Consider the following 25,905-nt stretch of genomic DNA (forward strand, 5'->3'; position numbering starts at 1 on the left):
TCCATAATGTATACCATAGTATACTTACTAGCGTTTACCATATCAACTCCCGTTCCACACAGACTCTGGTACGTAGACATGCCCATCCGCCAGCTTACGCGCGGTCCGCACCAAACCGGCAGAATTTACATTGAAATCCCCGTCATGTGAGAAATCCACCAGCACGTCGATCTTGCCCGACGCATGTTCCAGTATAACTTCCGCCGGACTTGCCTCAGGACGGGCCAGCAACTCGTCAGCGACGGTTCCGGGTGTCAAAGCGCAGGACGCCATGCATTGCGCACCGGTGACCGCCATTGTTGGATGGGTTTTCCACGGCATGAAGTACCGAACCGCAACGGTTCCACCTTCCTTGGCTGGTGCAAAGAGGCCGAATTTCGGGGTCACTGATTTTGATACATCCCCCATACCCATCAACTTCCCGGCTTCGATCCGCACCGCCTCCATACGATCAAAGAAATCGCGGTCGGCATCCAGTTCATCAGCGCTTTCATACCCTGTCAGTCCGAATTCTGTGGCCTGCGCTATGACCATTGGCATGGCAACATCCATACAGGTCAACTCGATCCCCTGAACTGTATCACGCAGGTTTCCGGTGGGTAGAAATGCACCTGTTGCCGAGCCTACAACACCCATGAAACTCAGCTGCACAGGTGCAGATTGGCCAGGAACTCCGGCAATTTCCGCATCGCCCTCATAGACCAGTTCACCACCCGGGGTCTGCACTTTGGCGATGACCCGGGCACCCGTGTTGACAGCGCGAATTCGGATTTCGGTCTCATCACCCTGGGGGTTAAACAACCCCATTTCGATGGCAGCAGGGGCGACTCCGGACAGGATGTTTCCGCAGGTGGGTTTGAAATCGACCAGTTTCTCCTCAACCGAAACCTGCGCGAAGAAATAGTCGATATCAGCCCAGTCATCCTCGCTGACTGACAGCATCGCAACCTTGGTCGTCACCGCTGTACCGCCTCCGATTCCGTCGATGTTAATCGCTTGCCCGGCCCCAAGGGCGGCGACCAGCACGTCTGCCAACGTCTCTAAATCCTCAGGCAGATCAGAGCGACGAAAGTATGGCCCACGAGAAGTGCCGCCGCGCATGAAAATATACGGGATTGCTGTCTGGGTCATCTCGAACCCTCCTTTACAAACCGTGTCAGATTTTTTGTGAATTCAAGCCGGGCATTGGTGGACCACCTATTTCAGCGGCCATGGCAAGCTGACCATGTCCTGCAACAGACCCGGCGGGAAATCGCGGTTCAGCGCACCGGCCATCAGGCACATGAACCCGATGCCGCAGGCTGTCAGGAGCAGCGTCATCTGCCAGCTTGCCCCGGCCCGGATGCGGAAAAACGCGATCAGGAAACCCAGCAGCGCGAGGATGAACCCCACCACCCAAGTCGCGGCGATCAGACTGGCGAACCACGCGAGTGTGGACCACAGACCATGCGGTGCGCTGGCGTCTTCTCCGGCGATTTCCTTGTCGGCGAAGATCGCATCACCCTCGGGTCGCCGCATCATCTGGATCAACAGGATCACGCAGCAGAACAGCGAGACGCTGCCGATCACCAGAGGGATGATCTTGTCGGTCATATTGTAGTCGGGGATCATATTGGCGTTGACCAAGGCGACGATCAGATAGGCCATGATCACCAGCAGGAAGATCAATGGCGCGCGCTTCGTACCTGCCTTTACGTCACCTTCGGCCATGATCATCCTGGCCTGCCGGATGCCCAGAATGACCGAAACAACGGTGACGACGATCAGCACGATAACGATCGGGCTGAAAACATACTCCATGCCCTCCCCAAAGCTCTTGCGGAACCGGAACGAGGCGATCTGGAACGCCTGGTTGGTGAATTTCTCAACCGGGTTCGATAGAACGAAACCGATCAGGAAGGCCGGGCGCGACCAGTCGAAACGGCGCAAGAAGATGCCGATCAAGCCGATCACGAACAGGGCGAGCAGGTCTTCGAAGTTTTGCCCCGACTGGAAGGCCGCAAAGCTGATCAGCATGAACAGGAACGGTGCCAGATAGGTAAAGCGGATCGTCGTCAGCTTGGCTATACCACCCGAGGCTGCGATGCACAGGATCGTGCCCACCACGTTGGCCAGCGCCAGCAGCCAGACGATGGAATAGGTGATGTCGAGATTGTCCTTGAGCATGCTCGGCCCGACCTCGATATCACCGGATCCCAACAGTGCAACAGCGCCGATGAAGATTGCCATCGAACCTGAGCCGGGGATGCCAAACAGCAGGGTCGGCACCAGCCCACCACCCTCTTTGGCGTTGTTTGAGCTTTCAGGGCCGATAACCCCGCGCACTTCGCCTTTGCCGAAGTTGCTTTTGTCTTTTGTGGATTGAACCGAATGACCATAGGCGATCCAGTCGACAACTGAGCCCCCGAGGCCCGGAATGACGCCGACAACCACGCCAATGATTGAACAACGGACCGAGAGCCAGATGTTGGCGAACCAGTCTTTGACACCGTCAAGCCAACCAGCCCCCAGAGATGCCCCTTTCGCGATCGAACGATCTTGCCGCAGCAGTGAGACGATCTCGGGAACGGCAAAGATACCCAGCCCGACGATGACCAATTTCAGACCATCAGTCAGATAGGGAATGTCATAGGTCGCCATACGAAGTGAGCCGCCTGCGTCGGCCTCACCAATTGTACCGACCATCAAGCCCAGCCCGGCGGCGGCGACCCCTTTCAGAGGGATACGCCCTGCTAAAATAGCGACCATCGAAAGGCCAAGAATTGTGATCATCAGCATCTCGGGCAGGCCGAACGCCAGAACGATGGGACGCGCGACAAGGATGAACATGGTCAGGAAAGTGGCGCCGACCAGCCCACCGAACAGGGATGAGGAGAAGGCCGCCGAAAGCGCCCGCGCAGCCTCGCCCTTTTTGGCCATCGGGAAGCCGTCCAGCACCGTGGCTTGCGAAGCAGAACTGCCGGGGATGCCCATCAAGACGGAAGCGAAGGTGTCCGAGGTCGGCACCACCGCGACCATCCCGATCATCAGCGCCAGACCAAGGATCGGGTCCATGCCGAACATGAAAGGCAGCAGTAGCGACAGGCCAGCGATGCCTCCGAGGCCCGGAAAGACCCCCACAGCCAAGCCCATGACCACGCCAAGCACAAGATAGCCCAGAACGATGGGTTGCAGGATCAAACCCCACGCGTCACCAAGCGCAGGTAAAGCGGTGGCGAAAACCTCCATAGCGGCCGCCTTTCATAAATTGTCTTGTATTTAGTAAAAGCGCGCGCCCTTCATTGGGCGCGCGACGACGTGTGGGCTTAGTTTAGCTCGACGCCATAGGCCTCTTTCAGCCAGTTCAGGACATATTGCTTGGCATTGTCGTCAACGTTGGTCGCTGTTTGCAGCGCAGCTTTCGAGCCATCGCCAACGAACACCGGATATTTGCCCACGCGCTTGGACGAAATGTCCGCAAAGTCACCACGCTCGGTTACAGCTTGGAACGCGGCGGTGTAGGCTTCGACGACCTCTTGTGGCGTGTCGCCGGGCAGGAAGGCCAGTTTCTGAACCGGGAAGCCCGCCACGAAGAAGGCCTTCCATGCGTCCCATGCTTCACCGCTGGTTTCGCAACCATCGGTGGCCTCGCAGACCTCTTTGAAAGTCGGAATGTCCGGGAAAGTCGGGTCGCGCACGATGTTACCGTCCGCGTCCAGCGCGCCCCATGTCATCATCGGCACAGCCTGGCCCGCCTCGACCAGCGGGGCCGACCCGCCCAGATAGCCGGAGGATGTCTGATAGTCGATATTGGCTTCGCCACGTTCGAACATCAGGCGGCCATCACCACGGCCCTTAATCCCAAAGACCGGTTCCACATTCATACCCAGCATCTGCCAGGCCAGCAGCGGCACCAAGTCCAAACGGGTTGCGCCCTGCGATCCGTAGATGAAGTTGGTGTCTTTCAATGCATTGGCAGAGCCATCAAACTTTGCACCGTCTTCAGCGTTCAGATAAGCAACACCGCCGGTGCCCGATGCCATGACCGGAATCCAGTCATTATATTCATAGCGCACGCGGGGGTCGCTCAGCAGATACGGGAACTGAGTGGACCCTGATGTGCCAAACAGCAGGGTGCCATCGTCGTGCTCCTGCTCCTGAAACCAGTTCGCGCCTTTGGTCGAGCCGGCACCGGGCATGAATTTCACGACAACAGTCGGTTGACCCGGCAGTGCTTCGGACAGAAGCGGCGCAAAGAAGTTGGCCCATTTGGCCGACCCGCCAGTTTCCGAGAACGGAATGACCCATTCGACGGTCTTGCCCGAGAAATCGACCTCAGCGGCGGCAGGTGCCGCGATACCGGCGGCGGCGATCAGCCCCACGACAGCGCGACGGGTGAAGTTGGAAATGGCCATTGGTTCCTCCCTGTTGACCAGACAACCACGTCAGCGCCCTCCGCACCACCGTGATTGCAAATAGAACTGCGGGGTTGATTCCCCCTCCCATCTGGCAATCATGGAGCGCCAACCTTGCGCGAAACTTGCAGGAGACCCGATGCGGATCGTCATCGTCGAAGACAACGAGACCCTCGCCAAAGCTATTGCCTATCGCCTACGTGACCGGGGTCATGCACCAGAAGTGCTTGCGGATGGCGATGAGGCTGAATTGTATCTCGCGCAAGAGGGCGCGGACCTAGTTGTGCTGGATATCAATCTGCCGGGACAGTCAGGGCTGGAGATCCTGAAATCTCTTCGCAACCGTGGTGACGGGGTACCAGTGATCCTGCTTACCGCGCGCGCCGAAACAAGCGACCGGGTTTCAGGGTTGGATATGGGTGCCGATGACTATCTGGTTAAGCCATTCGAAATGGACGAATTGGAAGCACGCATCCGGGCGCTTTCTCGACGCAAAGAGCTCGACTACGGAGCAAAAGAGAGCATCGGCAGGTTGGAGTTCGACCGCGCTGCCCGACAGGTTAGTGTGCAGGGCGAGGTTATGGATATTCCACGGCGGGAAATCGCGGTGCTTGAGTGCCTGTTGGAACGCAGGGGCAGAATTGTCCCCAAAAGCCAACTAACGGATTATGTCTACGGCGTCGGTGCCGACGTCGAGACCTCCGCCGTCGAGCCTCATGTGTCGCGGCTGAGAAAACGTCTTCAAGATCTGGGTATTAGAATAAAGACAGCCCGTGGTCTGGGGTATCTGCTTGAGGTGCAGAAGTGATCAATCACGGCTCGCTCAGGTTAAGACTTTTCATTCTTATCCTGACCCCCTTGGTGCTACTTGCCGTTCTGCTTGGGCTTTGGCGCTTTATGATCGCGCAGAAAACAGCCCAGGAGCTTTTTGATGACAGTCTGCTATCTGCTGGTCTCGCGATTTCGCGAGATGTTGCGATCTCGGGCGGTGACGCTCTGTCGCCCACCACACGTAGCTTGATCCGTGACGCGTCCGGCGGAGAGATTTTCTATCATGTAACGGGTCCGGGTGGCATCTACGTGACAGGCTATGCGTACCCTCCTGCGTCCTCGACCCCGTCTATCCAAGACGCGTACGAGCCATTTTTTTTCGAGGCGCTCTACCGTGAGGAACCGGTACGCGTTCTCAAAATGACAGAACGAGTGACTTTAGAGAATCTTATTGGAGATGCGACGGTCACAGTTTGGCAACGAATGGCGGATCGCAACGCATTTGCCAATGAACTGTCAATCCGAGCGGGAATCCTGATGGGTATTCTGCTTGCGACCCTGGCCTTTGTGGTATGGTTCGGTGTCGCCCGCGGCCTGAGGCCTTTGCTGGACTTGCAGGACGCGATTGACCTGCGCTCACCGGATGACCTAAGCGAGATCAAGCGCCCTGTCCCGGTCGAAGTTCAAGGCGTTGTCAAAACACTGAACCGACTCTTTGGTCAGGTAGAGAACAGTATCAACGCCCATCAAGTGTTTATATCCGAAGCAGCACATCAGCTGCGGAATCCGGCGGCCGCCGTGCAGTCGATGGCCGAAGCGCTGCAGGATGCGAAAACAGATGATGATCGAGAAAAACGCATCCTCGAGCTTGTGGCGGCGGCAAAAAACTCAGCAACAGTGGCCGAGCAATTATTGTCGCTTGAAAGGCTCAGGCAGCCGACGCACCAAGATCAAATGGCTGAAATTGATTTTCGCTCGGTTGTGGAAGAGGCCTGCACGGAGATGGGAGTTCACATTCTTGCAAAAGGTATCGAGTTTGATGTCACGATGCCTGAAACGGCGGTCATGGTATCCGGTGATAGGGTGTTTCTAGTTGAGGCTCTCAAGAACCTGTTGGACAACGCAGTCAAACACGGTGGTACTAAGTTGAGCCATATTTCAGTTGTGCTGGGCAGTGACGGCGAATACGTGAATTTAACTGTGGCCGATGACGGAGCTGACCTTTCGCCCGAGCAAAGCGAAGCAGCTTTCAGTCGGTTTTCACAGTTGGAATATTCTGAAGGCAGCGGATTGGGGTTGTCTATCGTCTCAGCAGTGGCACAGCGCCACGGCGGAACAGTCTCAATCAACCGCGTCGAAAGAGGAGCGAGCGTTACGCTTGAGCTTCCGATAGCCCATTAAATCGTCGCTATGACGAAACCGTGTCCTCGGCTGCGCCTGCGGACCACACCACTATTGTCGAATAGCATTGCCTCGTCCACACGGCACAAGACGTGGCATTTATTGCTGCCTCCGATACATTTCAAGCGGCACAGAATCGCGTGTTCAATGAGCGGCGTTGCTATATCGCGATGACGTTTCGGCCGTAGATATCGATGGCGGAAGCGAAGTGGGCTGAGACTCTCTCAAGCTTGTTTGGAAAACTGCCGCGGAAGTGTTTGAAGCTGGGACAGTTGGAATGACTGATCGTGTCATTTTAACATCTGGCAACTTTGCCTACGACGTTGGATTGGAGAAAAGAGCCTTTCTTCCTAGGGCGAAACAGATTGGAGCTGCGCATAATTCTATAAACGGTTTTTTACCGTGCCGGACGTTGTTGGAGGACTGTCCAGCACCACACAGATAAATCAGATGGCGCAATCGCAGTTATTGCGAGCTTGGGTTCTTAGACCCGATATGCTTAAGGCGATTGGGCGAGCCGAGGCAATTCACCGCCTTTTGTCAAATGACCGGTCAGGTTGCCCGACCAAACAGTTCAATATCCACGGGTAGGTCGTGGTGACGTAGTATCCATACTCACCATCCACAGTCATGCCATTGCACTCATCCAGATCGCCAGTACCTGTGAATTCGTAGTCGTCAATATATGTCCCGTCCGGAGTGCCACCCGGACCTGCTGGCGGGGCAGGTCTCGGTGTGGCTTTGAGTTCATAGCCAGAGATCGCAGGTCTAATTCTGCCTTCGTTGTCTTTGAAAATCGTTCCGTAGATCGGAAAGCCGTCAGCTGCGAAACCTATTACCGGTGATGGCTTATCAAGGTCGTGGTCCAAAAACAGAGCATTTGGATTGGAATGGTAGTGATACCTTCCGTCGGGCTGGGCGTGGGCATTGTGAAGATCCACACCAAAATACTGATCGTAGGACGGGGGATCGAGAAGCCATGGATCCGTGTCTCGACACCCCGCCAATACATTGCCGTTTTTGTCCGCGCGCGGCCCGCTTGGGCGATAACACCCGGCCGAGAGCAAATCGACCGGCACACCATTCAGCAGAATTGCGTCATAGCTACGTTGTGACAGTGCTGTTTGGCTTCCGGTTTTCTTCGGGTTCCTAGGAATTCGAAAAGTACCGGGCAGTTCCCGCACATCGTTGGCGAAGTTGGCTGTCGGACCGTTGAAATCATGGTTGGGAATGCCGTTGGTCTTGAGAGTGCAATGCTGGCTATCTGCAGAGATTTCGATTTCGGAGTTAAAACGTTGCTGGCGGGTGACGTCTTCCACTGAAGCGGAATACACGCCCGCATAGTCCGCACAGTCGGCAGACCGGTTACTGAGCAAAAGATCGGTGATGTCCTGAGCTGCGTTTTGCGCAGGAGCCTGAACGGCCGTAAACCCTGTCAGAAGCGCGCTGAATGTCAAAATCTCCAGTCGCATGGCTCAATCTCCTCAGTGTTTCGAAATTTTCAAGCAAACAAGTCGCTCGATATGAGTTGATGCCTGTCACCCTAACCTCAGAATGCGACGCGGTCTCCTCCTTTCAAATCCAGGATCTCTCTCGCTTCATCAGGAGTTGCGACCTGACTGCCCAGGTCTTCTACAATACGTCTAATTTTGGCGACTTGCTGAGCGTTGCTTTCGGCCAGTTTTCCACGAGAGATGAACAGGCTGTCCTCCAAGCCAACACGAAGGTTGCCGCCCATCTGGCTTGCCGTCGTAGCAAGCGACATCTGTGCTCCACCTGCGCCCAAGACCGACCACCGATAGTCGTCACCGAACAGCCTGTCGGCAGTACGTTTCATGAAGATCAGATTGTCGACTTCGGGTCCAATGCCGCCGAGGATGCCAAAGATGAACTGAATGAAAATGGGTGCCTTGAACAACCCGATATCCATGCAGAATTTCAGGTTGTACAAGTGCCCGACATCATAGCATTCGTGTTCGAACTTGATGTCATGAGGCGCAAGCGTTTCCGCCGCCTCGCGAATGTCCCGGAAGGTATTGCGAAAGATGTTCTGATCGGAATTCGCGACATAGTCCTTCTCCCAATCAAATTTCCAGTCGTCGTCGCCATACCGGTTGGCCAATGAGTGAAACGAGAAGTTCATCGAACCCATATTCATCGAGCACATTTCTGGGCTGAAGGTCTTGGCCGGATTGATCCGGTCCTGAATGGATAGTGTCAGCGATCCACCGGTCGATAGATTCACAACCGCGTCGGTGGCCTGTTTGATGCGCGGCAAAAAAGGTGCGAAGTCGTTCGGGTCGACCGATGGAGAACCGTTCTCGGGATTGCGGGCATGCAGGTGCAGGATCGACGCTCCGGCCTCGGCGGCCTCAATCGCCTGCCGCGCGATGTCATCATAGCTGTACGGAAGTGCATCCGACATGGTGGGCGTGTGGATCGCTCCTGTTACAGCACATGTAATGATGGTCTTTTTCTGACGAGCCATGGGTTCAGTTTTCCTTGGATTGTCCGATGTGCTTTACGCGATAGCCCAGCGGAAATAGTTGCAGGTCATAACGGCTGCGGATCACGCCCCAGATACCTTTCGGTGCCTTGAGCATGACGACAATCGCAACCACTCCGAGAACGATCAGGTAAGTTGTTCCGAGGTCGGCCAGCGTTTCGCGCAAAGCGAAGAAGACGAGTGTGCCGATGATTGGTCCTTCGATGGTGCCGATGCCGCCGATTACGACGATGAAGATGACGAAGGCCGTCCAGTCATTAACGCTGAACGCGGCATCCGGCGATATGCGTAGCTTTTGCAAGAAGATCAGAGCGCCGATCATTGCCGTGAATGCCGAGGTGACAACGTACACGATGAACTTCGTGCACCAGATATCGATGCCGAGGCTTCCGGCGGCCAGTTCATTGTCGCGAATTGCCGTCAGCGCCAACCCTTGGCGCGAGCGCAGGAAGAGATAGACGGCTGTCACCACCAGCACAGCGGCACCGAGCGCCAGCCAATAGCTCAGCGCTTCTCGCATCGCACGACTGGACGCCAACGATTTCACGATGGCAACGGGAAGCGAGGATCCTGAGCCTCCGCCGAGCGCGGAGATTTGCGCGAAGCTCAGCCGAAAGACTTCAGCGATGACCCAAGTGCCAATGGCAAAATATGCGCCCCGAAGCCTGAAGATCAGAACAGCCACCGGGATCGAGATCAAAGCCCCCAGCAGGCCTGCGGCTGCGATAGCAACCAATGGGTTCAGCCCGCCCAACATTGTAAGCGCAAAGAGCATATAGCCGCCGAAGCCCACATAGGCCTGCTGACCAACCGATACGAGGCCGGCGTATCCCGCCATGAGGTTCCAAAGGGTGGCGAGGGACAGGTAAAGAAATAGCTCTCCCATCAGGCGCATGTCGGCGCGGCCTGCCCACCAAGGCGCAGCAATCAGAATAAGCAAACCGATTGCGGCCAGGATCGCGGCAACCCGTGCTGCTTTTGACGATCGAGATACGGAATAGTCCTGCAGGTTCATCCGGAAACCCTCGGGAAGAGGCCGTTCGGACGAACGGCAAGAATGACAAGGAAAGCGATATGTCCGGCAAGCACTTGCCAGCCCGGATCAATCTTGGCTCCGATGGTTTGCGCGACGCCGAGGATAACGCCGCCGATCAGGGTGCCCCAAAGGTTGCCAAGCCCACCGATAATGACGGCCTCAAAGCCAAAGATTAGGCGGCCCCCGCCAATGGAAGGATCAAAGCTTGTCCGAATGCCAAGCAGGATACCGGCGATTGCTGTCACTCCCAGAGCCAGCGCCATGGCCAGCCCGAAGATGTGCCGGCGATTGAGGCCCATAAGCTGGGCGATGTCTTGATTGTCGGAAACAGCCCGAAATGCTCGACCAAGTGCGGTGTGGTAAAAGGTCCATTGCAGCCCCCAGATCACAGCGATGGCGATCCCGAAGGTCAGCAGCGGTAAGATCCCAAGGGTCACACCGCCCACTGCAACGCTGGCTGTTTCCAGCGCACCGGCATTCAGTGTTTGGGGGTCGGCCGTGTAGACCTCCAGCAATCCGTTCTGGATAATTACACTCAGCCCGAAGGTCACAAGCAGCGGCGGAAGAATATCGTCGCCCAGAGTTTGGTTCAGTAGGCCGCGTTGAAGGGCATACCCAATCAGCGCCATAGCGGGAACGACGATCACCAACGCGGCCATTGGGTGCATCCCGGTCGCGGTCGTCACGGTCAGTCCGAGATATGCGGCCAACACAATCAGATCGCCATGGGCAATATTGACGAGCCGCATGACCCCAAAAATCAACGACAGACCTGCGGCAAACAGGGCGTAGAGTCCACCAAGCAAAGTTCCCTGCACGATAGCGTTCAGCCATTCCATGTTATTCGATCCCGAAATACGCGCGCGAAATCTCTTCGCGCGAAACGGTGTCAGACGCGCTTTCCAACGAAACGCGCCCCTCCTGCAGGCAATAGACCCGGCTTGAGACCGAAAGTGCCTTGGTGATGTCCTGTTCGACGATGATCGCGCTCATGCCCTCGCCGATGATGCCGGGCAGCGCCTCATAGATGTCTTTGATGATGATCGGTGCCAGCCCCAGGCTAATTTCGTCGAACAGGATCAGATCAGGATTGGCCATCAATGCGCGCCCGATGGCTACCATCTGCTGTTGACCGCCTGAAAGCGATGTTGATGCCTGATCTTTGCGCTCCTCAAGGATCGGAAACAGATCATAAACAGCTTTCAGATCCCAAGGGCCAGAGCGACCAACTTGAGCCCCGATCATCAGGTTTTCCTTGACCGACAAAGATGGGAACAACTGGCGACCTTCTGGAACCATGGCGAGGCCAAGTTCTGCAACTTCGTCTGCGCGAAGCCGGCTGATATCCTGAGCTCGATAGTGAATCTGATCCGCTCCGTTCGTCAGTAACCCGGTGATTGACCGCATCAGGGTCGTCTTGCCTGCGCCGTTTGCACCAATGATGGCCAGAACTTCTCCCTCGCCGACGTCCAATTCGACATCATAGAGCGCTTGGAAATCACCGTAGTAGGAGTTCAAACCGCGTGTCTGAAGAATTGAGTCAGGCATCGGCTTCGATCCCCAGATAGATTTCTTTGACTTCCGCGCTTTCCATGATTGCCTGCGGCTCGCCCTCGGCGATCTTCTTTCCGAAGTCGACGACGATCAGACGATCCACGACGGCCAGCAGGGCGTGCACAACATGTTCGATCCAGATGATGGTGACGCCAGAGGCGTGGATGTCTTTGATGGTCTGGACCAGTGATTTGCACTCGGCTTCGGTCAAACCACCGGCAATCTCATCCAGCAACAGCAGTTTGGGCTTGGCGCAAAGCGCACGTGTTAGTTCCAGGCGTTTGCGCTCCAGCAAAGTCAGGCTACCGGCAAGAACGTTTGCCTTGGGCAGTAATTCTGTTTGGTCCAGAACCTCCAGACAAAAGTTTTCGGCCGGGTGTCCATGCATGCCAGCTGATTGCGTGGCGGCGATCATTGCATTTTCGAAAACAGTCATTCCCGAAAACGGCTGCGGGACCTGAAAAGAACGCGCGATGCCTGCATGGCTCCGCTTTGCGGCGCTCCATTTAGTGACGTTCTGCCCACTGAATTCTATCACCCCGGAATTGGATTTGAGCGTCCCAGTGATCAAGTTGAACATCGAGGTTTTGCCAGCGCCGTTGGGGCCTATTACCCCGAGTGCCTCGCCTTGCTGGACCTCATAGCTCATGGCATCGGCGACAGTGACCGCGCCAAATGCCTTGCTCAGGTCTTGGAGTCTCAAGATTGTCGTCATGTTTCTCTCGGATGGAGGGCTCGGCGCCAAGATTGGCGCCGAAAATCTGGTCAGCCCAGCAGTTTCATGTCTGCCGTTATCGGAACTTCGGGCGCGGTGCTGTTCGCAACAATCTGCAGTTCATAGGCGTCTCCGGACTTCTGCCACTGGCCACCGACCAGCGGAGTTTTGGTGACGTTGTTCATTGGCCCATCACCCCAGTTCACCGGCCCGACAATTGTGTTCAGGTTAGTGGAGGTGATTGCCGAAATGATCGAAGACGGGTCTTCCAGATCATCAGCCCGTTTGATGACATCCGCGACGACTTCGAACAGAGCGTGTTTAAATCCAAGGGGTTGAGTCCAAGGTCGACCCGACTCTGCTGTATAACCTTCGGCAAGGTCTTTTGAGGAAATGCCGGTGAGTGAGGACGAGAATGGGTGATGCGGGGACCACCAGACCTCGGTCGACAACCCGTCACCGCGGTCTCCCAGCGATTCAATGACCGAAGGGAACAGAAGTGCCTTGCCAATGGTCACGACCTTCGGGTTGAACCCTTGCTGGGCGGCCTGGCTCCAGAACGTAGCGAAATCGGGTGGGATCATGTTGCCAGTGACGATTTCGCAGCCAGCGGCCTTGAACGCTGCGATCTGGTTTGAGAAGTCGTCGGAGAGAGGCTGATAGCGACCGGGGTCGGTCAGCGTGTAGCCAGCTGCGGCCAGCGGTTTAGGCAGGCCCAATTCCGCATCACCCCATGCATTTCCGTCGGCATCGTTGGGGAAAAGACCGCCCACAGTCTTTGTCACGCCGGTTTTGTCCCACATATCAAGGAACGCTGCGATCACGTCCTCCAAACCCCAGAAGAAGTGATAGGTCGTTTCAAAACCTTCACCCGGAACACCATTGCGGCCAAAGAAATAGGGTTGCCAAGGACAGTCGGTCGTGATGCAGGGAACTTCGTTGATCTCTGCCTGATCTGCGACAGGGTTCACCGTGTCCGGTGTTGAAGCCGCAACGATGATATCTACCTCATCGCCCAAGATCAGGTCAGCTGCAACCTCTGCTGCTCGGTTCGGGTTGGACTGGCTGTCTTTTGAGATGATCTCGACATTCCAGGTCTTTCCATTGTTGTCCAACCCGGCCGAAAAGACCTGCTGTATGGCTTGAAGCACGTACTCGTCGGCCTCAGCGAAACCAGCAAGCGGTCCGGTGCGAGGGCTAACGTTGCCGACCCGCAGCGTTGGGTTTGCGGCGTAGGCGCGCGTCGCCCGAAGAATGGCCGGCGCGGCGATTGCCGCTGTAGCACCGGCAATAAAACTGCGCCTAGTGGCCGATCTTGAAGTCCTTCTCATTGCGTCCTCCCTTCACCGGCCTCTAGCCAGTGTTTGATTGATCTTACAAAGTCTTCTCGAGATTTTTCAGATGCTTCGCGACACGTTGGCGAACCTGATCCGCCTCGCCCTCAGCCCATTTCCTGAAACCTTCGCCGGATTTCATGCCTAGCTTGCCCGCTTCAACGAGCGACTTCAGATAGGATGAAGGACCCTTTTGCGCCTCAAGATCGTGCAGCACGTTTTCGTGGATATCGAGCGTCAGATCGGTGCCAACCAGATCCGCGTTTTCCAACGGACCGAGGACCGCCAATCGCCGCCCAAAGCTGGACTTGATCACAGTATCAACAGCTTCCGCGTCACATATCCCGTTTTCCACCAGACTGACCGCTTCGCGCCACAACGCGTGTTGGAGTCGATTGCCGATAAAGCCGGGCACGTCTTTCTCGACCATCACCGGAGTTTTCCCGGCATCCTTCAACAAATCGAACATCGTCTGCGCGATCTTGGGGTCGGTCCATTCTGTCTTGATGACTTCGACCAAAGGGATCATGTGCGGTGGGTTCCACCAATGCGTTCCCAACGCACGGCTTTTCAGTCGCAATCCAGACATGATCTGAGTGATGGGCATGACCGACGTATTTGAAGCGAGTATGCAGGTCTCTGGAGCGTGCGCTTCAATCTCAGCAAAAATCGCTTGCTTAAGCTCCAGCTTTTCCGGTGCCGCTTCGAATACAGCGTCAGCATTTCGAACTGCACCTTCCGTTGTCGCAAATATCTCAATCATCTTGAGGGTCTTTGTGATTGTGGCCTCGTCATCTCCCATCGCAGCCATACTAGAGCGAATGCGGTAAGGCACGGTGGCGCGCGCCTCTTCAACGGGGTCTGTGATGGCGACATATTGACCTGCTTTTGCCAAGGTTAGGGCGATACCGTGCCCCATAAGCCCCGCGCCAATTACCGCTATCTGCTGCTTCTCGCGCACCATTCTTTAACCCGCCGTGTATCCGCCATCGGCATGAAGGATATGCCCGGTGTAAAAATCAGATGCCCGCGACGCGAGAAACAGGAGCGGACCGGCAAGGTCTTCTGGCTCACCTAGTCTTCCTTTGGGAACCCGGGTCAGGAAGCCATCGCGCACCGCCTTCGCTTCGTCGGTTTCTTCGAACATCCAAGCGGTCAAAGGCGAACGGAATACCGTCGGCGCGATCGCGTTGACGGTAATCCCTGTTGGACCCAGCTCACATCCCAAGGCTTTAGTAATACCGTTCACGGCCGCCTTTGACGCGCAATATGCTGTGTAGCCGGCAGGGTGCCCCAAGATGCTGCGCGCAGAACTGACGAAAATGATCTTGCCATATTCGCTTTGCTTCATGTGTGCTGCCGCCGCGCGCGCCAACAACCAGCTCTGGTTCACGTTGGCATCCATCACTGCGTCAAAGGTTTCTGGCGCCATTTCGTTGATCGGCGCAACTTTGTTCATACCGGACGCGACAACGAGAATGTCGAGCTTACCAAAGTTGTTGACGGCTTCGTCGACCAATGCCTCACATGACGCTTCATCAGTCGGACGTGTGTTTATTGCAACGACCGTTGCACCAAGTGCCTCGCACTCTTTGGCAATCTCATCGAGCGCATCTTGGTTTCCCGCCGCCAGAACGAGGTCGCAACCAGCTCCGGCCAAGACGCGGGCAGCAACCATTCCAAACGCACCCGAGGCTCCGGTGATCAGCACGACGTTTCCATTAACGTCAAACATCTTGAGTGGATCAGACATTCTTTTCGTCCTTAGCTTTCTGGCGGATACGGAATGACCACCAGCATTTTGCAGGTGAGGTTCGCGCGGTTTTCAATTTTGCGCACTTCGCCCGGTGCGATAGTGCAGCTATCCATCGGCCCAAGAGTGGTTTCGGTGCCATCAACGATGACGGTCATCTCGCCTTCCAAAACCACGTAGACCTTCTCAAACGGAGTAGCGTCAGGCCCTGCCCCGCCCCCGGGCAGGAACTGGCTGAAGCCGATCCACTGATTTGTCGGCCCGCCTTCCTCAAACCCCTGCAAGCGAAGCCCATGACATCCAAAATGGTTCGGGGCTTCGTAGGGTTGAGCGTCTTGAAAGCGCTTCAGATACATGTCCGTCTCCGCTCAAGGTTAAAGGCGGCCGCCGGCGAACCGGCGACCGGTCCGTGAGTGTTCAGAAATCTTCGCCAGCCTCGATGCGGTAGGACTGGTTCTTGTCGATCATCGCCACCAGTCGGATGATGCAGCCGTCGCCACGGTCCCAGTTCCATGGGAAGAACGCGAAGGTGCAACGCTTGCCGGTCACTGCATCCAGATCGCCGCCGACGTTTTCGATGCCGAGAATGCCTTTAGAGAACAGCATGTTGTGCACCGGCTCCCACTCGGGGAAGTCAACCTCCCAGGGGGTGCCGCCTGACCATTCAAGGTACTCTTTCTCAAGGTGCGGCAAAATTGGGCCGTTGCGCTGCGGGCCAATGGCGGTTGCAAGAGGGTGGTCGTTTGCCTGGGTGTCGTGGCCAACGACTTTCACACCTTTTTCGATCATCCACTCGGCAGCGGAAGGAACGAGACCCGGGCAATAAGCAAAGTAGTCGCCATCTTCATACTGCTTGTGCCAGCCGGTGTTGATGATCAGCACATCGCCTTTGCGGATTGCATGACCACAGGCCTTCTCTAGATCATCTCCCGTGATTTGCTCCCACTTCTTCTTGGGAACCGAGACGACCAAACCCGAACCGAAGAAATGCGGCAGCGGCACCTCGTCGATGAATGGCGTTCCCTGAACAACATGCGCTGGAGCATCAATATGCGTTGTCACGTGCATCGTTGTGGTAATCGTCTGCGACAGCACACCGGATTTGGCCATGTAGTGTTTCCGGTCGATCTGAACATCTTTGAAATAGGGCCAATTCGGACACTGAAACCCGTATCTGTGGCTGAGGTTGTAAAACTCGAGCCCCATGTCGTTGTCGGTGTTGCCCTGGAACTCGATGCCGCGGATTTCAATCATTTGGCATATCTCCTCTGTTCGCCGGTGATGCGGCGTTTTTTTCATTTCCAATTGTCTGGGTGGCCTCCCCACCTGTCCCGAATGATGATGCATACGCACCGCATTGCGGTCAACTAAAAACTCACTATACGGTTGACTTGCATCGCATAGTGATACACCCTGCAATGGTGTTTGATACCCGGAACGGCACCGTCAAGAAACGATAGGGAAGCGTAAATGTCTGATAAAAATGACAAAGGTGGCATTCAAGTCATTTCGAGAGCAGCTTCAATTCTGCGTGTTCTGAAGGAAAGCCAATCTGGGATGAGCCTGGGGAAAATTGCCGAACGCGTTGGCCTGCCCCGCTCTACGGTACAAAGAATCACAAGCGCCCTCGCGGAAGAGAAGTTTGTTATTGCCGACGCGAATGGCGGTGGGTTACGGCTTGGCCCTGAATTGAGCGTCCTCGCAGGTGCGGCTCACTACAACATTGTCGAACACTGCCGGCTTCTGTTGACAGAGCTGACGCAAAAGACCGGAGAAACGACAGACCTCGCGGTTATGCGTGGCATCGGTATGGTTTTTCTGGATCAGGTTCCCGGTGTTTATCGTTTAACGACGGTCTCGCAAGTTGGAGAAGTTTTTCCATTGACCACCACGGCGAATGGTAAAGCGTGCCTCGCGCAGCTCGATAAAGAGGATGCGATCAAGCTGGTTCGAAATGAATGGGACCGGAATGGTGTACAGAGGAACTTGGATGAGTTCTTGTCCGAGCTGGACGTGATCCGGGAAAACGGCCTCGCTTATGATTTGGACGAACATTCTGCCGGAGTGTCGGCAATAGGGTTCTCTTTCGTCGATTGGGTCGGGGATCTGCACGCGATCTCGATACCGGTACCAACGACACGGTTCTCAAGGCAAAAAGACACAATCGAACAAGCGCTGCTAGAGACAGCCGCCAATATACATCAAACATTTCAATAAGACTGGTGCTAAGGCGAACTCGACAGTGTTCCAAGAAATGCAACTAAGTCTGCAATCTCCTGCTCAGACAAATTAAGTTCGGCAATTACGGCTTCGCCATCGGCGTGCAACCTTTCCGTATCGATCTCGCTGTAGTGCCTGATGACGGCCTCCAAATCGACCAGACTGCCGTCATGCATGTAAGGAGCAGTTTCGGCCACTCCACGCAGGCTGGGCGTACGAAAGGTTCCAAAATCAGAATGGCTTCTGCGCACGCTGCGAACCGCCCAAGCGCCTTGCTTATCTGGATCATCGTTCCATACGCCGTCCAAGGTGTACGGGCTGGATAGTAATAAATTCAGCCCACGGAACCGCCCTTCGTCGACTTCGGTTTCGTTCAAAAAATAGGGCACGCCGGCGTCGTGGAACTCGTTGTTAGAAAATCTCGGACCGTTGTGGCAAAACACACAATTCCCGCGCCCTAGAAAGAGCTGTAAACCTCGCTGGGCGGCTTCGGGATAGTTCGACGCTGCCGCCAGATTACGTTGTTCCAGGGCATCACGAAAGTCGTCAAACTGTGTCCGGTCGGTAGTTAATGTCTCCAGATAGGCCGATATGGTTTTGGCAGTATTGACCAGCACAAGTTCTGGTTCTTGGTTCTGGATGCCACCGAAAATGGCTTCAAAATCATCAATATAGGCACTCTCAAAAATGGCCGATTTTAAACTCTCTTTACTGTGAGCCATCTCTTGTTCTTCGATGATCGGATGCAAACTGGCTGCCCAAAGGTTGTCGCTCTTGCCGCCCCATCCATACCAGCGGAGACCGGTAAGGTTCCGCAGAGATGGTGAATTCCTATCTAACAGGACACGACCAAGCGCCCGGGCCTCGGACGTGGTAAATGCCTGCCCAGGATCGTGACAGCTCGCGCAGGCAAATGCTCCGTCGACGGACAACACCGGATCATTGAACAATGCCTCTCCGAGCGCGATCGCTCTGACATCGTTTGAAACCCTGTTGCTTGGATCCGAGGAGACGGATGGTGGCCATGGCCCGAAGGACAGCGTTTGTTGAATTTCGTCTTCAGACAACAGGACTTCTGCGCGCACTGAACCTGTCAGGACTATTAGCGCAGCTGTCAGCAACACCTTCATTTCAACTCAACTTCGGACGTGTACGATACCGGTTCCCCACCGAAGCCAACATCAACTTGCAGCTCCCATAAACCTGGCATGTGAAACAACATGTCATCGACACGGAACAACCCGTCGCCTAACTCTGTGACTTTGGGGACGTAGTTCATCCCGTGTTGGTGAGCAGGCATGGTTGCATCGACACGAAGCGTGTCGATGGCAATTTCATCGCAGACTGAAATCAGAATGGAAAATGGTTGGGCCAAAGGGACTTCATCCACGACCATATGCACTTCGGGTGCGTCTAGAACTTTGGAACTCAAACGCTGCCCTGTCGCTTCACAAGCAACAGCCATGCCCGAAGAAATTAGAAACAAGGCAACCCAGCGGATCATTCTGATGCCAGCATACGTTCCGCATTGGCATACGCAATGTTGTCCGCGATCTGGTCCGGCAGCAAATTCAACCATTCGCGCGAAAAATCGGCATGAGGGCCTACGTAATACCAACGTTCCGGCGCGAACGTATCTGTTCCGACCATGAACCGATCGGGATGGGCTTTGAACGCAGCCTTCCAATTCGGGTCGACACTGCCTCGTGAGACCATGTCTGAACGAAACGCAAGATCGGCCCAAAGCCCGGGATAGGTGTCTAGTGCATCGACAACACTGGCTGGGTCGTCAAAGCCAGAATGGGCCCACAATACCCGAGCTTCTGGCCACGTTTCGAAGATCAAGTCGACGGCCTCGCGATCACCGTGGTGGTGCAGTATTAGGTTCCTCTCCTTTGCAAGTACGATCACGCGTTGGATAACCGGTGTTTTGATGTCGTCTCCATAGGCGTGGAATTCACCGATGGCTTGGTATTCGTTCTTGGACAGATTTGCTTCCAAATAGTCGATTACAGTTTCATCGTGCATCCAGGTGTTGATTTCACCGCGGCGACGGTAAGGGCGCAGTGCCGGAACAACGATATCTGGTGCTGCGGCCAACAATAGTTGAGTGCCATTGTCATCCGAGCTGGAGACCAGGGCTTTACGAACTCCCGCGTCCCGAAGGATTTTGGCCACCTGTTCAGGAGGAACCAGTTTGACGGCGTCGTGGCTGTAGTGAATATGCGCGTCAAAGATCGGGCGCTCTTCTGCGATAGCAGTACTGCAAAACAGCACGGCACCTAAAATGAAGATATGTTTCAGCACCTCAAGCCTCCTCAATATCGTTCAACCTCTGGCAAGCCTCACGTCAAAATTCACGTGCAAGAAAGGCTCGGTGATCTTACCGGAAAGTTCCATGCCATCCGGAAATTCTGAAACTGGCTTTTCAACATAGGTCATCACCAGATCGTCCCGAACACCAAACACCGTATCCTGATCCAGATAGGGGTCATCATCCGGGAAAATTTCGGTCACCAGAGATCGGTACCCCGGAGCCTTGACGATAAAATGGAGGTGTGAGGGCCTCCAAGGATGGCGGCCGCATGCGCGCAGTATGTCGCCAACTGGCCCGTCGGACGGCACCGTGTACTCCACCGGCTTCACGGTCGTGAACGCGTAACGCCCGTCGGTGCCAACCGTCATTAAGCCGTGAAAAGAATAGGTATCCTGCTCTTCATCCTGACTTGCATACATTCCATTTGGCGCAGTTTGCCAAATGTCGAGCTCTGCTCCGGCAATGGGATTGCCTTCAACGTCTCGGATTACGCCTTCGGCTAGTAACACCGACCCACCATAATGGCGCTTCATATCCCCACCGAATGGCAGTGCGGGCGCGCCGGATACATGAAAAGGTCCAAGTACAGATGAACTTGTTGCTTCCGGACTGGAATGTAGCATGTCCACCAATGAGGACAGGCCCAACACGTCCGAGGCCAACACGAACTCATGCCTGTCCTCGGATTCCACGGCGGCACATCCCTCCAGAAACGCAATCCCGGAGCGCCACTCGTCATGCGTTAGGTTGGTTTCCCGCGCGAAGTCGTGGAGGTGTTTGACCAGGGAGCCCATGATTTCACGTGTCCGTGGATCGGTGTCTTTGGAAAGATAACCCATGAACACGTCAGTGATATTGTCTTTGGTGACAGAGCGCATCTTGGCCTCCTTAGATCAGGGCAAGGCTGAGGATCGGGAACTCGATCAGAATGAACAGGACGATCAGCATCACAAATGCAAACGGAAGTGCGCCCATGAACACATCCTTGAGCGATATTCGGTCATCGTTGATCGTCGATTTGATGACGAAGCAGGATATACCTAGCGGCGGGGTCAAAAGTCCGATTTCGGCGCCGACCACGGTGATGATTCCGAACCAGATCAGCGACATGTCCAGGGCTTCGGCCATGGGCAAGAACAACGGGACGACGATCAGGATGATCGATGCAGTATCCAGCAAAGTCCCTAGAAAAAGCATCAACAAAACGTAAAGCAACATTATCGACCAGAAGGACGCCGAGTTCCCTGCAAGCAGGTCCTGCAACTGATTGGGCAACCCGGCCAGTCCCAGCATGCGGCTGTAAATCGAAGCTGCAGTAATCAAGAACAAGATCGCCGCAGTAATATGACCGGTTTCCAGCAACGCGTCCCAGAACGCTCGTGGTGTCATGGACTTGCGCACGACTGCGATCACAAGCGCAACCAGTGCCCCGGCGGCACCCGCCTCGACAGCGGTTAGCCATCCTGTGTAAATGCCACCGAGCACTACCGTGATAATGAACAATGTGGGCAGGGTCTTGGATGCGATCTCGCGTCCGGACATCCATTCGGTGTCTTCGACGACCCGGCCGCCCACAAATGCAGGTGTGAAGCGGCCCATCAACCAGATCGCGCCCACATAAGCTATCGCCAGCATGATACCGGGTATTACTCCCGCCAGAAACATGTCCCCTACGGACTGTTCGGCGACAAAGGAATAGATGATCAGCATCGCGGAGGGTGGAATAATCATCCCCAAAACCGACGATCCGGCCACAACCCCAACCGCAAAACGTGGATTATATGCCTGCGCCATCATCTGCGGGACCGAGACCTTGGTGAACACTGATGCGGACGCAATGGACGACCCGGTAACGGCCGCAAACACGGCATTTGCTCCGACGGTCGCCATTCCGATACCGCCTTTGACCTTGCGAAATCGCATGGTCATGACCTCGTAAATATCCCTGCCTAGTCCCGCTTTTGAAACGATGAGCCCCATAAAGGTAAACAGCGGGATTGTCGCGAAACTGTATTCCATCGCGCTGTCGCCCACCGCAACCTTCAGCAGGTTGAGCGCAAGTGTGAAGTTGTCCCGCATCAGCCAGATCGATACGAAGGAGACTACGCCCAAAGCAATCGGAATGTAGACGCCCGCGTAAATCAAAAAGACGATGGCAACGACCGAGATCAGGCCAATCTCAATCGGCGTCATTCTGCGGCCTCGTCATGCTCAGGTGTACGGACAAGCTGCGGGCGGTCCTGCGCCGTGACGACCTTAAGCAGGAAGATCACGCAGGCAAGCGCAGTACCGCACGCGATGACCAGTTTGACCGGCCACCATGGTAATGTGAAAAGACCGGGTACTCCGAAGTAGTCCTGTGTCTCCCACATATGAAGAAATTCTGGGAAGGTTACATACGCAATCAAAGCCATAAAGATTGCCGATATGGCGTTGATGATGCGCCTTAGGCTGGCTGTCACACCCGGGCGGCGATGGTGCAACAGGTTCAGGAACCCGTCCGAGCGCGTCAGCCGATCCACTCTGACGACGTCTGCCAACTGCAAGAAAACGATCATCACGACCGAAAACTGGACCATCTCGTAGGTCCCGCGCAGAGGGGCCGAAAACAGGCCACGCGCAATGACGTCGACATTCAGGATGACCACCAGCGCAAGGACAACGAGCGTACCCAAGGCGTTGGCGGCGATTGCGAGCGAATTGGCGACCCGCGACAGGCCAGCAACTGCGGTCTTCAGCATGAAAGGCCCCTTTCGTGGATCGCCAGGCAGTTATTCAGCCGTCCAATCACGCACGCCGGTGAATCCGGCGTCTTGCAGCTTGCCGAGGTAGGCGGCCAGCATCTCTGTGCCCTGCTCGCCGTTATCGTTCAACGTCGCGGCCCATTCCTGCGCGACATTCGGCATGGCGTTTGCCCAAGCGGCACGGTCTTCGTCCGAAACCTCAACGATTGTTCCACCCGCTTCAACATACGCGTCCCGCGAAGCAGCGGCGCGGTCCATCGCGATGCCGGCGACATGGTCACGGTAGTCGATGGCGACGGCCTTCAACACGTCTTTGACCTCATCCGGCAAGGTTGCCCAGTAGTCGGCATTGACTGTAATGGTTTTGGAATTCACAGCACCCAGATCAGCCTTGAGCATATAAGGCGCCACTTCCGCGATCTTGAACGTCTTCGCGGCTTCGGGCCAAAGCATGCCGCAATCGACGAGGCCGGTTTGAAGCATATTATAAAAATCGGTCAGGCCTCCGCGCACGCCTGCCGCATCCTTTATACCTTCAAGGTAACGCAAGTTAAGACCTGCACCGGCGATCTTACGACCTTCAAGATCGGTAACCGAAGAGACCGGCTCTGTGCAGAAAATCTGATACGTGTCGAGAACAACGCCAGTCGCCAGATAGACTTGGTTCTGAGCCGCAAACTCATTCTGCATCGCAGGATACTCGCGTGCAATTTCATCCACAGCCTTGGCCACAGCGCGGGAATCCGACGCCACGAAGGGTGTCGAACCCGAAATGCCCTGACTGGGCAGTTTCGAGGAATGGAAGATGGTTGTGACGATACCTATGTCACCAAGGCCAAGCTGGATCCCTTCCAGAACGCCTTTCGGCTTTACGATCGAACCGCCGTAGTTCTCTTGCCAGTTCATTTTATAGTTGCCGGAATCGGCCAGCCGCTTGTCCACTTCTGGAATGAAAAAGTTGCTGAATTCCTTCACCCACAACGCCCGGTCTGGGTAACCATCGATCACGACAGCGGAAATGGTCTCTTCCGCCGCCAGAGGCATCGCCATTACGCCTGCCAGAGCAGCTGCCACAAGGCCGCGTTTGGTCCAGTTTTTCATTTCTCTCCTCCCAGAAAGTCGGGTCTTTTTGTCTTTTATTGGTTTGTTTTGACCCAGTTGACGGTCAGGTCCGTGCCTGCCGCTTCGAACAGTTTTGCGATGGCGCAATACTTGGCTGTTTCCTCGCCCACGCGCGTCAGCTCTTCCTGACTGGCGGGTGTCTCACAATTCACGGTGAGTTCGATTTCCGGAAACGGAACATCGATCTCCTCCTCCATCAGCACACCGCGTCGGTCCAACCTACACTTTGCGTCGATCGTCACAGTGCCAAGATCAATTCCCAGGCGATGCGCGTTCTTGTGCCCGATGACATTTGTACAGGCGATCAGTGCAGCCATTGCGGTTTCGGTCGGGGACGGGCCAAGATTTGTTCCACCCCGTTCGACGGGTTCGTCGACGATCACATCCAGATCGCGAATTGGAATCTCAGTCCGTGCATGTGTCGGGCATTGAGCTGTCGTACGGTAAGTGACGACAGGTTTCACTTTCATAGCCACAGCGTCACCTCCTCATGCATAAGAGCAAACCTTTTCGAATGGAAAACGTGGAAGCTTCTGGAACAATCCGGTCTCGTCCGCATAGCCCAGATTGCAAAGAAAATTGGACTTAAGCGTCGTGCCCGCGAAGAATTCCTCATCGACGATCTTGTTCGAAAAACCTGACATGGCGCCGACGTCCAACCCGACCGCCCGGGCCGCAATCATGAAGTAAGCGCCCTGAAGCGTGCCATTTCGAAAGGCCGTGTCTGCCACGTAGTCGGGCTTGTTTTCGAACAATGGCCGACGGTCTTCGTGCGGGAAAAGAAAGGGCAGTTCCTTCCAGAAGTTCATGTCATAGGCAATGATCGCCGTGACCGGAGCATCCATCATCTTTGGCACATTCTTCGGCTTTAAAGACTTTGCAAGCCGCTCTTTCCCTTCGGGACTTTTCACGAACACGAAGCGTGCGGGCAACGTATTCATGCTGGTCGCGCCGTTGATCGTGATGTCGTAGATCTCTTCAAGTATGTCGTCAGAAACAGACTTGTTGGTCCACGCATAGTGCGATCTGGATTCGCGCAGGATCAAGGCGATCGCGTCATCCGACAAGCGTGGAATGCGCTCACGCAGATCGCGATGATCTTGCTGCGCCTTGGCGCGAAGTGCCTCCAGCTCTGCTCCGGTTGGTGCGCTCATGCTGCGGCCACCTTGGACTTGGCGTCTTTTTCGTCAATGATTGGGCTGGCGCAAATTCCGATGCCTTCAATCTCGACCTCAACGGTTTCGCCGGGCTTCAACCATCGGGGATTGGGCTTTTTGGCGTGTCCGACACCGGGTGGCGTACCCAGCGCAATAAGATCCCCCGGCTCCAGAGTAGTATATTCCGAGATCGTCGCGATGACCTGACGAACGCCCCAGATCATATTGGCCGTGTTCGAGCTTTGCAGGATTTCGTCACCCACACGGCTTTCGATCTTCAGACCTGATGCTCCTTCGGGCAGTTCGTCTGGCGTTACAGTGAATGGACCGATCGCACCTGTGTCATCAAAGTTTTTGCCAGGCGTCCATTGAACGGTTTTGCGCTGATAATCTCGCAGTGACCCGTCATTGAACACGGTGTAGCCAAAAACATAGTCCAACGCAGCCTCTTCCGAGATATGGCGGCCGCGTTTTCCGACGATCAGCATAAGTTCGGCTTCGTAGTCGAGCTTCTCGGAACAGGCAGGCCGCACCATAGGTTGCCCTGCCGCCATGATCGAGTTCTTCCCACGCATGAACAGCGTTGGATATTCCGGGATATCGTATCCGCCTTCTTTGATGTGGTCCGTGTAGTTCAACCCCATGCAAATGATCGTTCCAGGAGCGGCAACGGGCAAGGCCGGTGTGATGGAAGACACGGGCACAGTGTCTGCGGCGTCAATTTTGCTGGTAAGTGAGTCGGCCAGTTCGGGCTTGGCTATCAAACCCATCAAATCCGAACCGACATCAGGGTCCAAAGCCGTTAGATTCACTGCGTTTTCGCCGTTTACAGCAAAAACCGCTGTGCCTTCCGAAGTCTCTCCCACCAGGTATTTCATTTT

General features: G+C 55.4%; 27 protein-coding genes. 3 read left to right on the forward strand and 24 right to left on the reverse strand.

What is annotated here, in order from left to right:
* Nucleotides 1-42 precede the first annotated feature (42 nt).
* The 3 genes from GOX61_RS05780 to GOX61_RS05790 form a co-directional block, all read right to left on the reverse strand.
* A complete protein-coding gene (locus tag GOX61_RS05780; protein WP_170332004.1) occupies nucleotides 43-1,131 on the reverse strand; it encodes a 4-oxalomesaconate tautomerase in 1,089 nt (362 codons plus the stop codon).
* 66 nt (nucleotides 1,132-1,197) lie between these two features.
* Nucleotides 1,198-3,228 (reverse strand): tripartite tricarboxylate transporter permease, encoded by a 2,031-nt coding sequence (locus GOX61_RS05785; protein ID WP_170332006.1) that lies wholly within the window; start codon nucleotides 3,226-3,228, stop codon nucleotides 1,198-1,200.
* 77 nt (nucleotides 3,229-3,305) lie between these two features.
* Nucleotides 3,306-4,394, reverse strand: a complete 1,089-nt coding sequence (locus GOX61_RS05790; protein ID WP_170332008.1) for a tricarboxylate transporter — start codon at nucleotides 4,392-4,394, stop codon at nucleotides 3,306-3,308.
* Between the two features lie 139 nt (nucleotides 4,395-4,533).
* Here GOX61_RS05790 and GOX61_RS05795 point away from each other — a divergent pair, with 139 nt between their 5' ends.
* The gene (locus GOX61_RS05795; protein ID WP_170332010.1) at nucleotides 4,534-5,202 is read left to right on the forward strand and encodes a response regulator transcription factor; all 669 of its coding nucleotides are present in this window, start codon (nucleotides 4,534-4,536) and stop codon (nucleotides 5,200-5,202) included.
* A gap of 53 nt (nucleotides 5,203-5,255) precedes the next feature.
* Nucleotides 5,256-6,566 (forward strand): sensor histidine kinase, encoded by a 1,311-nt coding sequence (locus tag GOX61_RS05800; RefSeq protein ID WP_367646949.1) that lies wholly within the window; start codon nucleotides 5,256-5,258, stop codon nucleotides 6,564-6,566.
* Nucleotides 6,567-7,093: 527 nt separating this feature from the next.
* Here GOX61_RS05800 and GOX61_RS05805 read toward each other — a convergent pair.
* The 11 genes from GOX61_RS05805 to GOX61_RS05855 all read right to left on the reverse strand — a co-directional run bounded on the left by GOX61_RS05805 (nucleotide 7,094) and on the right by GOX61_RS05855 (nucleotide 16,718).
* Complete coding sequence (locus tag GOX61_RS05805) at nucleotides 7,094-8,038, reverse strand: YHYH protein (protein ID WP_170332012.1); 945 nt, start codon at nucleotides 8,036-8,038, stop codon at nucleotides 7,094-7,096.
* Between the two features lie 77 nt (nucleotides 8,039-8,115).
* Nucleotides 8,116-9,054 (reverse strand): 3-keto-5-aminohexanoate cleavage protein, encoded by a 939-nt coding sequence (locus GOX61_RS05810; RefSeq protein ID WP_170332014.1) that lies wholly within the window; start codon nucleotides 9,052-9,054, stop codon nucleotides 8,116-8,118.
* Between the two features lie 4 nt (nucleotides 9,055-9,058).
* Nucleotides 9,059-10,087 (reverse strand): branched-chain amino acid ABC transporter permease, encoded by a 1,029-nt coding sequence (locus tag GOX61_RS05815; protein WP_170332016.1) that lies wholly within the window; start codon nucleotides 10,085-10,087, stop codon nucleotides 9,059-9,061.
* Complete coding sequence (locus GOX61_RS05820) at nucleotides 10,084-10,947, reverse strand: branched-chain amino acid ABC transporter permease (RefSeq protein WP_170332018.1); 864 nt, start codon at nucleotides 10,945-10,947, stop codon at nucleotides 10,084-10,086. The genes GOX61_RS05815 and GOX61_RS05820 overlap by 4 nt, the downstream gene beginning before the upstream one ends.
* A 1-nt stretch (nucleotide 10,948) precedes the next feature.
* The gene (locus GOX61_RS05825) at nucleotides 10,949-11,656 is read right to left on the reverse strand and encodes an ABC transporter ATP-binding protein (RefSeq protein WP_170332020.1); all 708 of its coding nucleotides are present in this window, start codon (nucleotides 11,654-11,656) and stop codon (nucleotides 10,949-10,951) included.
* On the reverse strand, nucleotides 11,649-12,377 hold the full coding sequence (locus GOX61_RS05830) for an ABC transporter ATP-binding protein (RefSeq protein WP_170332022.1): 729 nt from the start codon (nucleotides 12,375-12,377) through the stop codon (nucleotides 11,649-11,651). Before GOX61_RS05830 ends, GOX61_RS05825 begins: the two co-directional genes overlap by 8 nt.
* A 50-nt stretch (nucleotides 12,378-12,427) precedes the next feature.
* On the reverse strand, nucleotides 12,428-13,708 hold the full coding sequence (locus GOX61_RS05835) for an ABC transporter substrate-binding protein (protein ID WP_170332025.1): 1,281 nt from the start codon (nucleotides 13,706-13,708) through the stop codon (nucleotides 12,428-12,430).
* 43 nt (nucleotides 13,709-13,751) lie between these two features.
* Nucleotides 13,752-14,675 (reverse strand): 3-hydroxyacyl-CoA dehydrogenase family protein, encoded by a 924-nt coding sequence (locus GOX61_RS05840; protein ID WP_170332027.1) that lies wholly within the window; start codon nucleotides 14,673-14,675, stop codon nucleotides 13,752-13,754.
* 3 nt (nucleotides 14,676-14,678) lie between these two features.
* Nucleotides 14,679-15,464 carry an SDR family NAD(P)-dependent oxidoreductase gene (locus tag GOX61_RS05845; protein ID WP_170332029.1) on the reverse strand — a complete coding sequence of 262 codons (786 nt, stop codon included), beginning with the start codon at nucleotides 15,462-15,464 and terminating at the stop codon, nucleotides 14,679-14,681.
* An 11-nt stretch (nucleotides 15,465-15,475) separates the two neighbouring features.
* Nucleotides 15,476-15,820, reverse strand: coding sequence for a cupin domain-containing protein (locus GOX61_RS05850; protein WP_170332031.1), 345 nt, complete (start codon nucleotides 15,818-15,820; stop codon nucleotides 15,476-15,478).
* A gap of 61 nt (nucleotides 15,821-15,881) precedes the next feature.
* Nucleotides 15,882-16,718 (reverse strand): cyclase family protein, encoded by an 837-nt coding sequence (locus tag GOX61_RS05855; RefSeq protein ID WP_217353780.1) that lies wholly within the window; start codon nucleotides 16,716-16,718, stop codon nucleotides 15,882-15,884.
* Between the two features lie 216 nt (nucleotides 16,719-16,934).
* Between GOX61_RS05855 and GOX61_RS05860 the strand changes: the two genes are divergently transcribed.
* Nucleotides 16,935-17,681 carry an IclR family transcriptional regulator gene (locus GOX61_RS05860; RefSeq protein ID WP_170332033.1) on the forward strand — a complete coding sequence of 249 codons (747 nt, stop codon included), beginning with the start codon at nucleotides 16,935-16,937 and terminating at the stop codon, nucleotides 17,679-17,681.
* An 8-nt stretch (nucleotides 17,682-17,689) separates the two neighbouring features.
* Here the strand turns inward: GOX61_RS05860 and GOX61_RS05865 are convergent, their stop codons facing one another.
* Genes GOX61_RS05865 through GOX61_RS05910 form a run of 10 tightly spaced genes read right to left on the reverse strand, consistent with a single transcriptional unit; the run spans nucleotide 17,690 to nucleotide 25,902 of the window.
* The gene (locus GOX61_RS05865) at nucleotides 17,690-18,814 is read right to left on the reverse strand and encodes a cytochrome-c peroxidase (protein WP_170332035.1); all 1,125 of its coding nucleotides are present in this window, start codon (nucleotides 18,812-18,814) and stop codon (nucleotides 17,690-17,692) included.
* Entirely contained in the window at nucleotides 18,811-19,188 is a 378-nt protein-coding gene (locus GOX61_RS05870; RefSeq protein ID WP_170332037.1) for a FixH family protein, read from the reverse strand. The genes GOX61_RS05865 and GOX61_RS05870 overlap by 4 nt, the downstream gene beginning before the upstream one ends.
* The gene (locus GOX61_RS05875; protein ID WP_170332038.1) at nucleotides 19,185-19,991 is read right to left on the reverse strand and encodes an amidohydrolase family protein; all 807 of its coding nucleotides are present in this window, start codon (nucleotides 19,989-19,991) and stop codon (nucleotides 19,185-19,187) included. Before GOX61_RS05875 ends, GOX61_RS05870 begins: the two co-directional genes overlap by 4 nt.
* Before the next feature lie 21 nt (nucleotides 19,992-20,012).
* Entirely contained in the window at nucleotides 20,013-20,879 is an 867-nt protein-coding gene (locus GOX61_RS05880) for a dioxygenase (RefSeq protein WP_170332041.1), read from the reverse strand.
* A 10-nt stretch (nucleotides 20,880-20,889) separates the two neighbouring features.
* Entirely contained in the window at nucleotides 20,890-22,194 is a 1,305-nt protein-coding gene (locus tag GOX61_RS05885; RefSeq protein WP_010437378.1) for a TRAP transporter large permease, read from the reverse strand.
* On the reverse strand, nucleotides 22,191-22,742 hold the full coding sequence (locus GOX61_RS05890) for a TRAP transporter small permease subunit (protein ID WP_170332042.1): 552 nt from the start codon (nucleotides 22,740-22,742) through the stop codon (nucleotides 22,191-22,193). Before GOX61_RS05890 ends, GOX61_RS05885 begins: the two co-directional genes overlap by 4 nt.
* Nucleotides 22,743-22,772: 30 nt before the next feature.
* Nucleotides 22,773-23,846, reverse strand: a complete 1,074-nt coding sequence (locus GOX61_RS05895) for a C4-dicarboxylate TRAP transporter substrate-binding protein (protein WP_170332044.1) — start codon at nucleotides 23,844-23,846, stop codon at nucleotides 22,773-22,775.
* Between the two features lie 35 nt (nucleotides 23,847-23,881).
* Entirely contained in the window at nucleotides 23,882-24,337 is a 456-nt protein-coding gene (locus GOX61_RS05900) for an OsmC family protein (protein WP_170332046.1), read from the reverse strand.
* An 18-nt stretch (nucleotides 24,338-24,355) separates the two neighbouring features.
* Entirely contained in the window at nucleotides 24,356-25,021 is a 666-nt protein-coding gene (locus GOX61_RS05905) for a malonic semialdehyde reductase (RefSeq protein WP_170332049.1), read from the reverse strand.
* Nucleotides 25,018-25,902, reverse strand: a complete 885-nt coding sequence (locus GOX61_RS05910; RefSeq protein ID WP_170332050.1) for a fumarylacetoacetate hydrolase family protein — start codon at nucleotides 25,900-25,902, stop codon at nucleotides 25,018-25,020. Before GOX61_RS05910 ends, GOX61_RS05905 begins: the two co-directional genes overlap by 4 nt.
* Nucleotides 25,903-25,905: the final 3 nt, after the last annotated feature.

The organism is Ruegeria arenilitoris, assembly GCF_013030265.1.
Lineage (GTDB): Bacteria > Pseudomonadota > Alphaproteobacteria > Rhodobacterales > Rhodobacteraceae > Ruegeria > Ruegeria arenilitoris_E.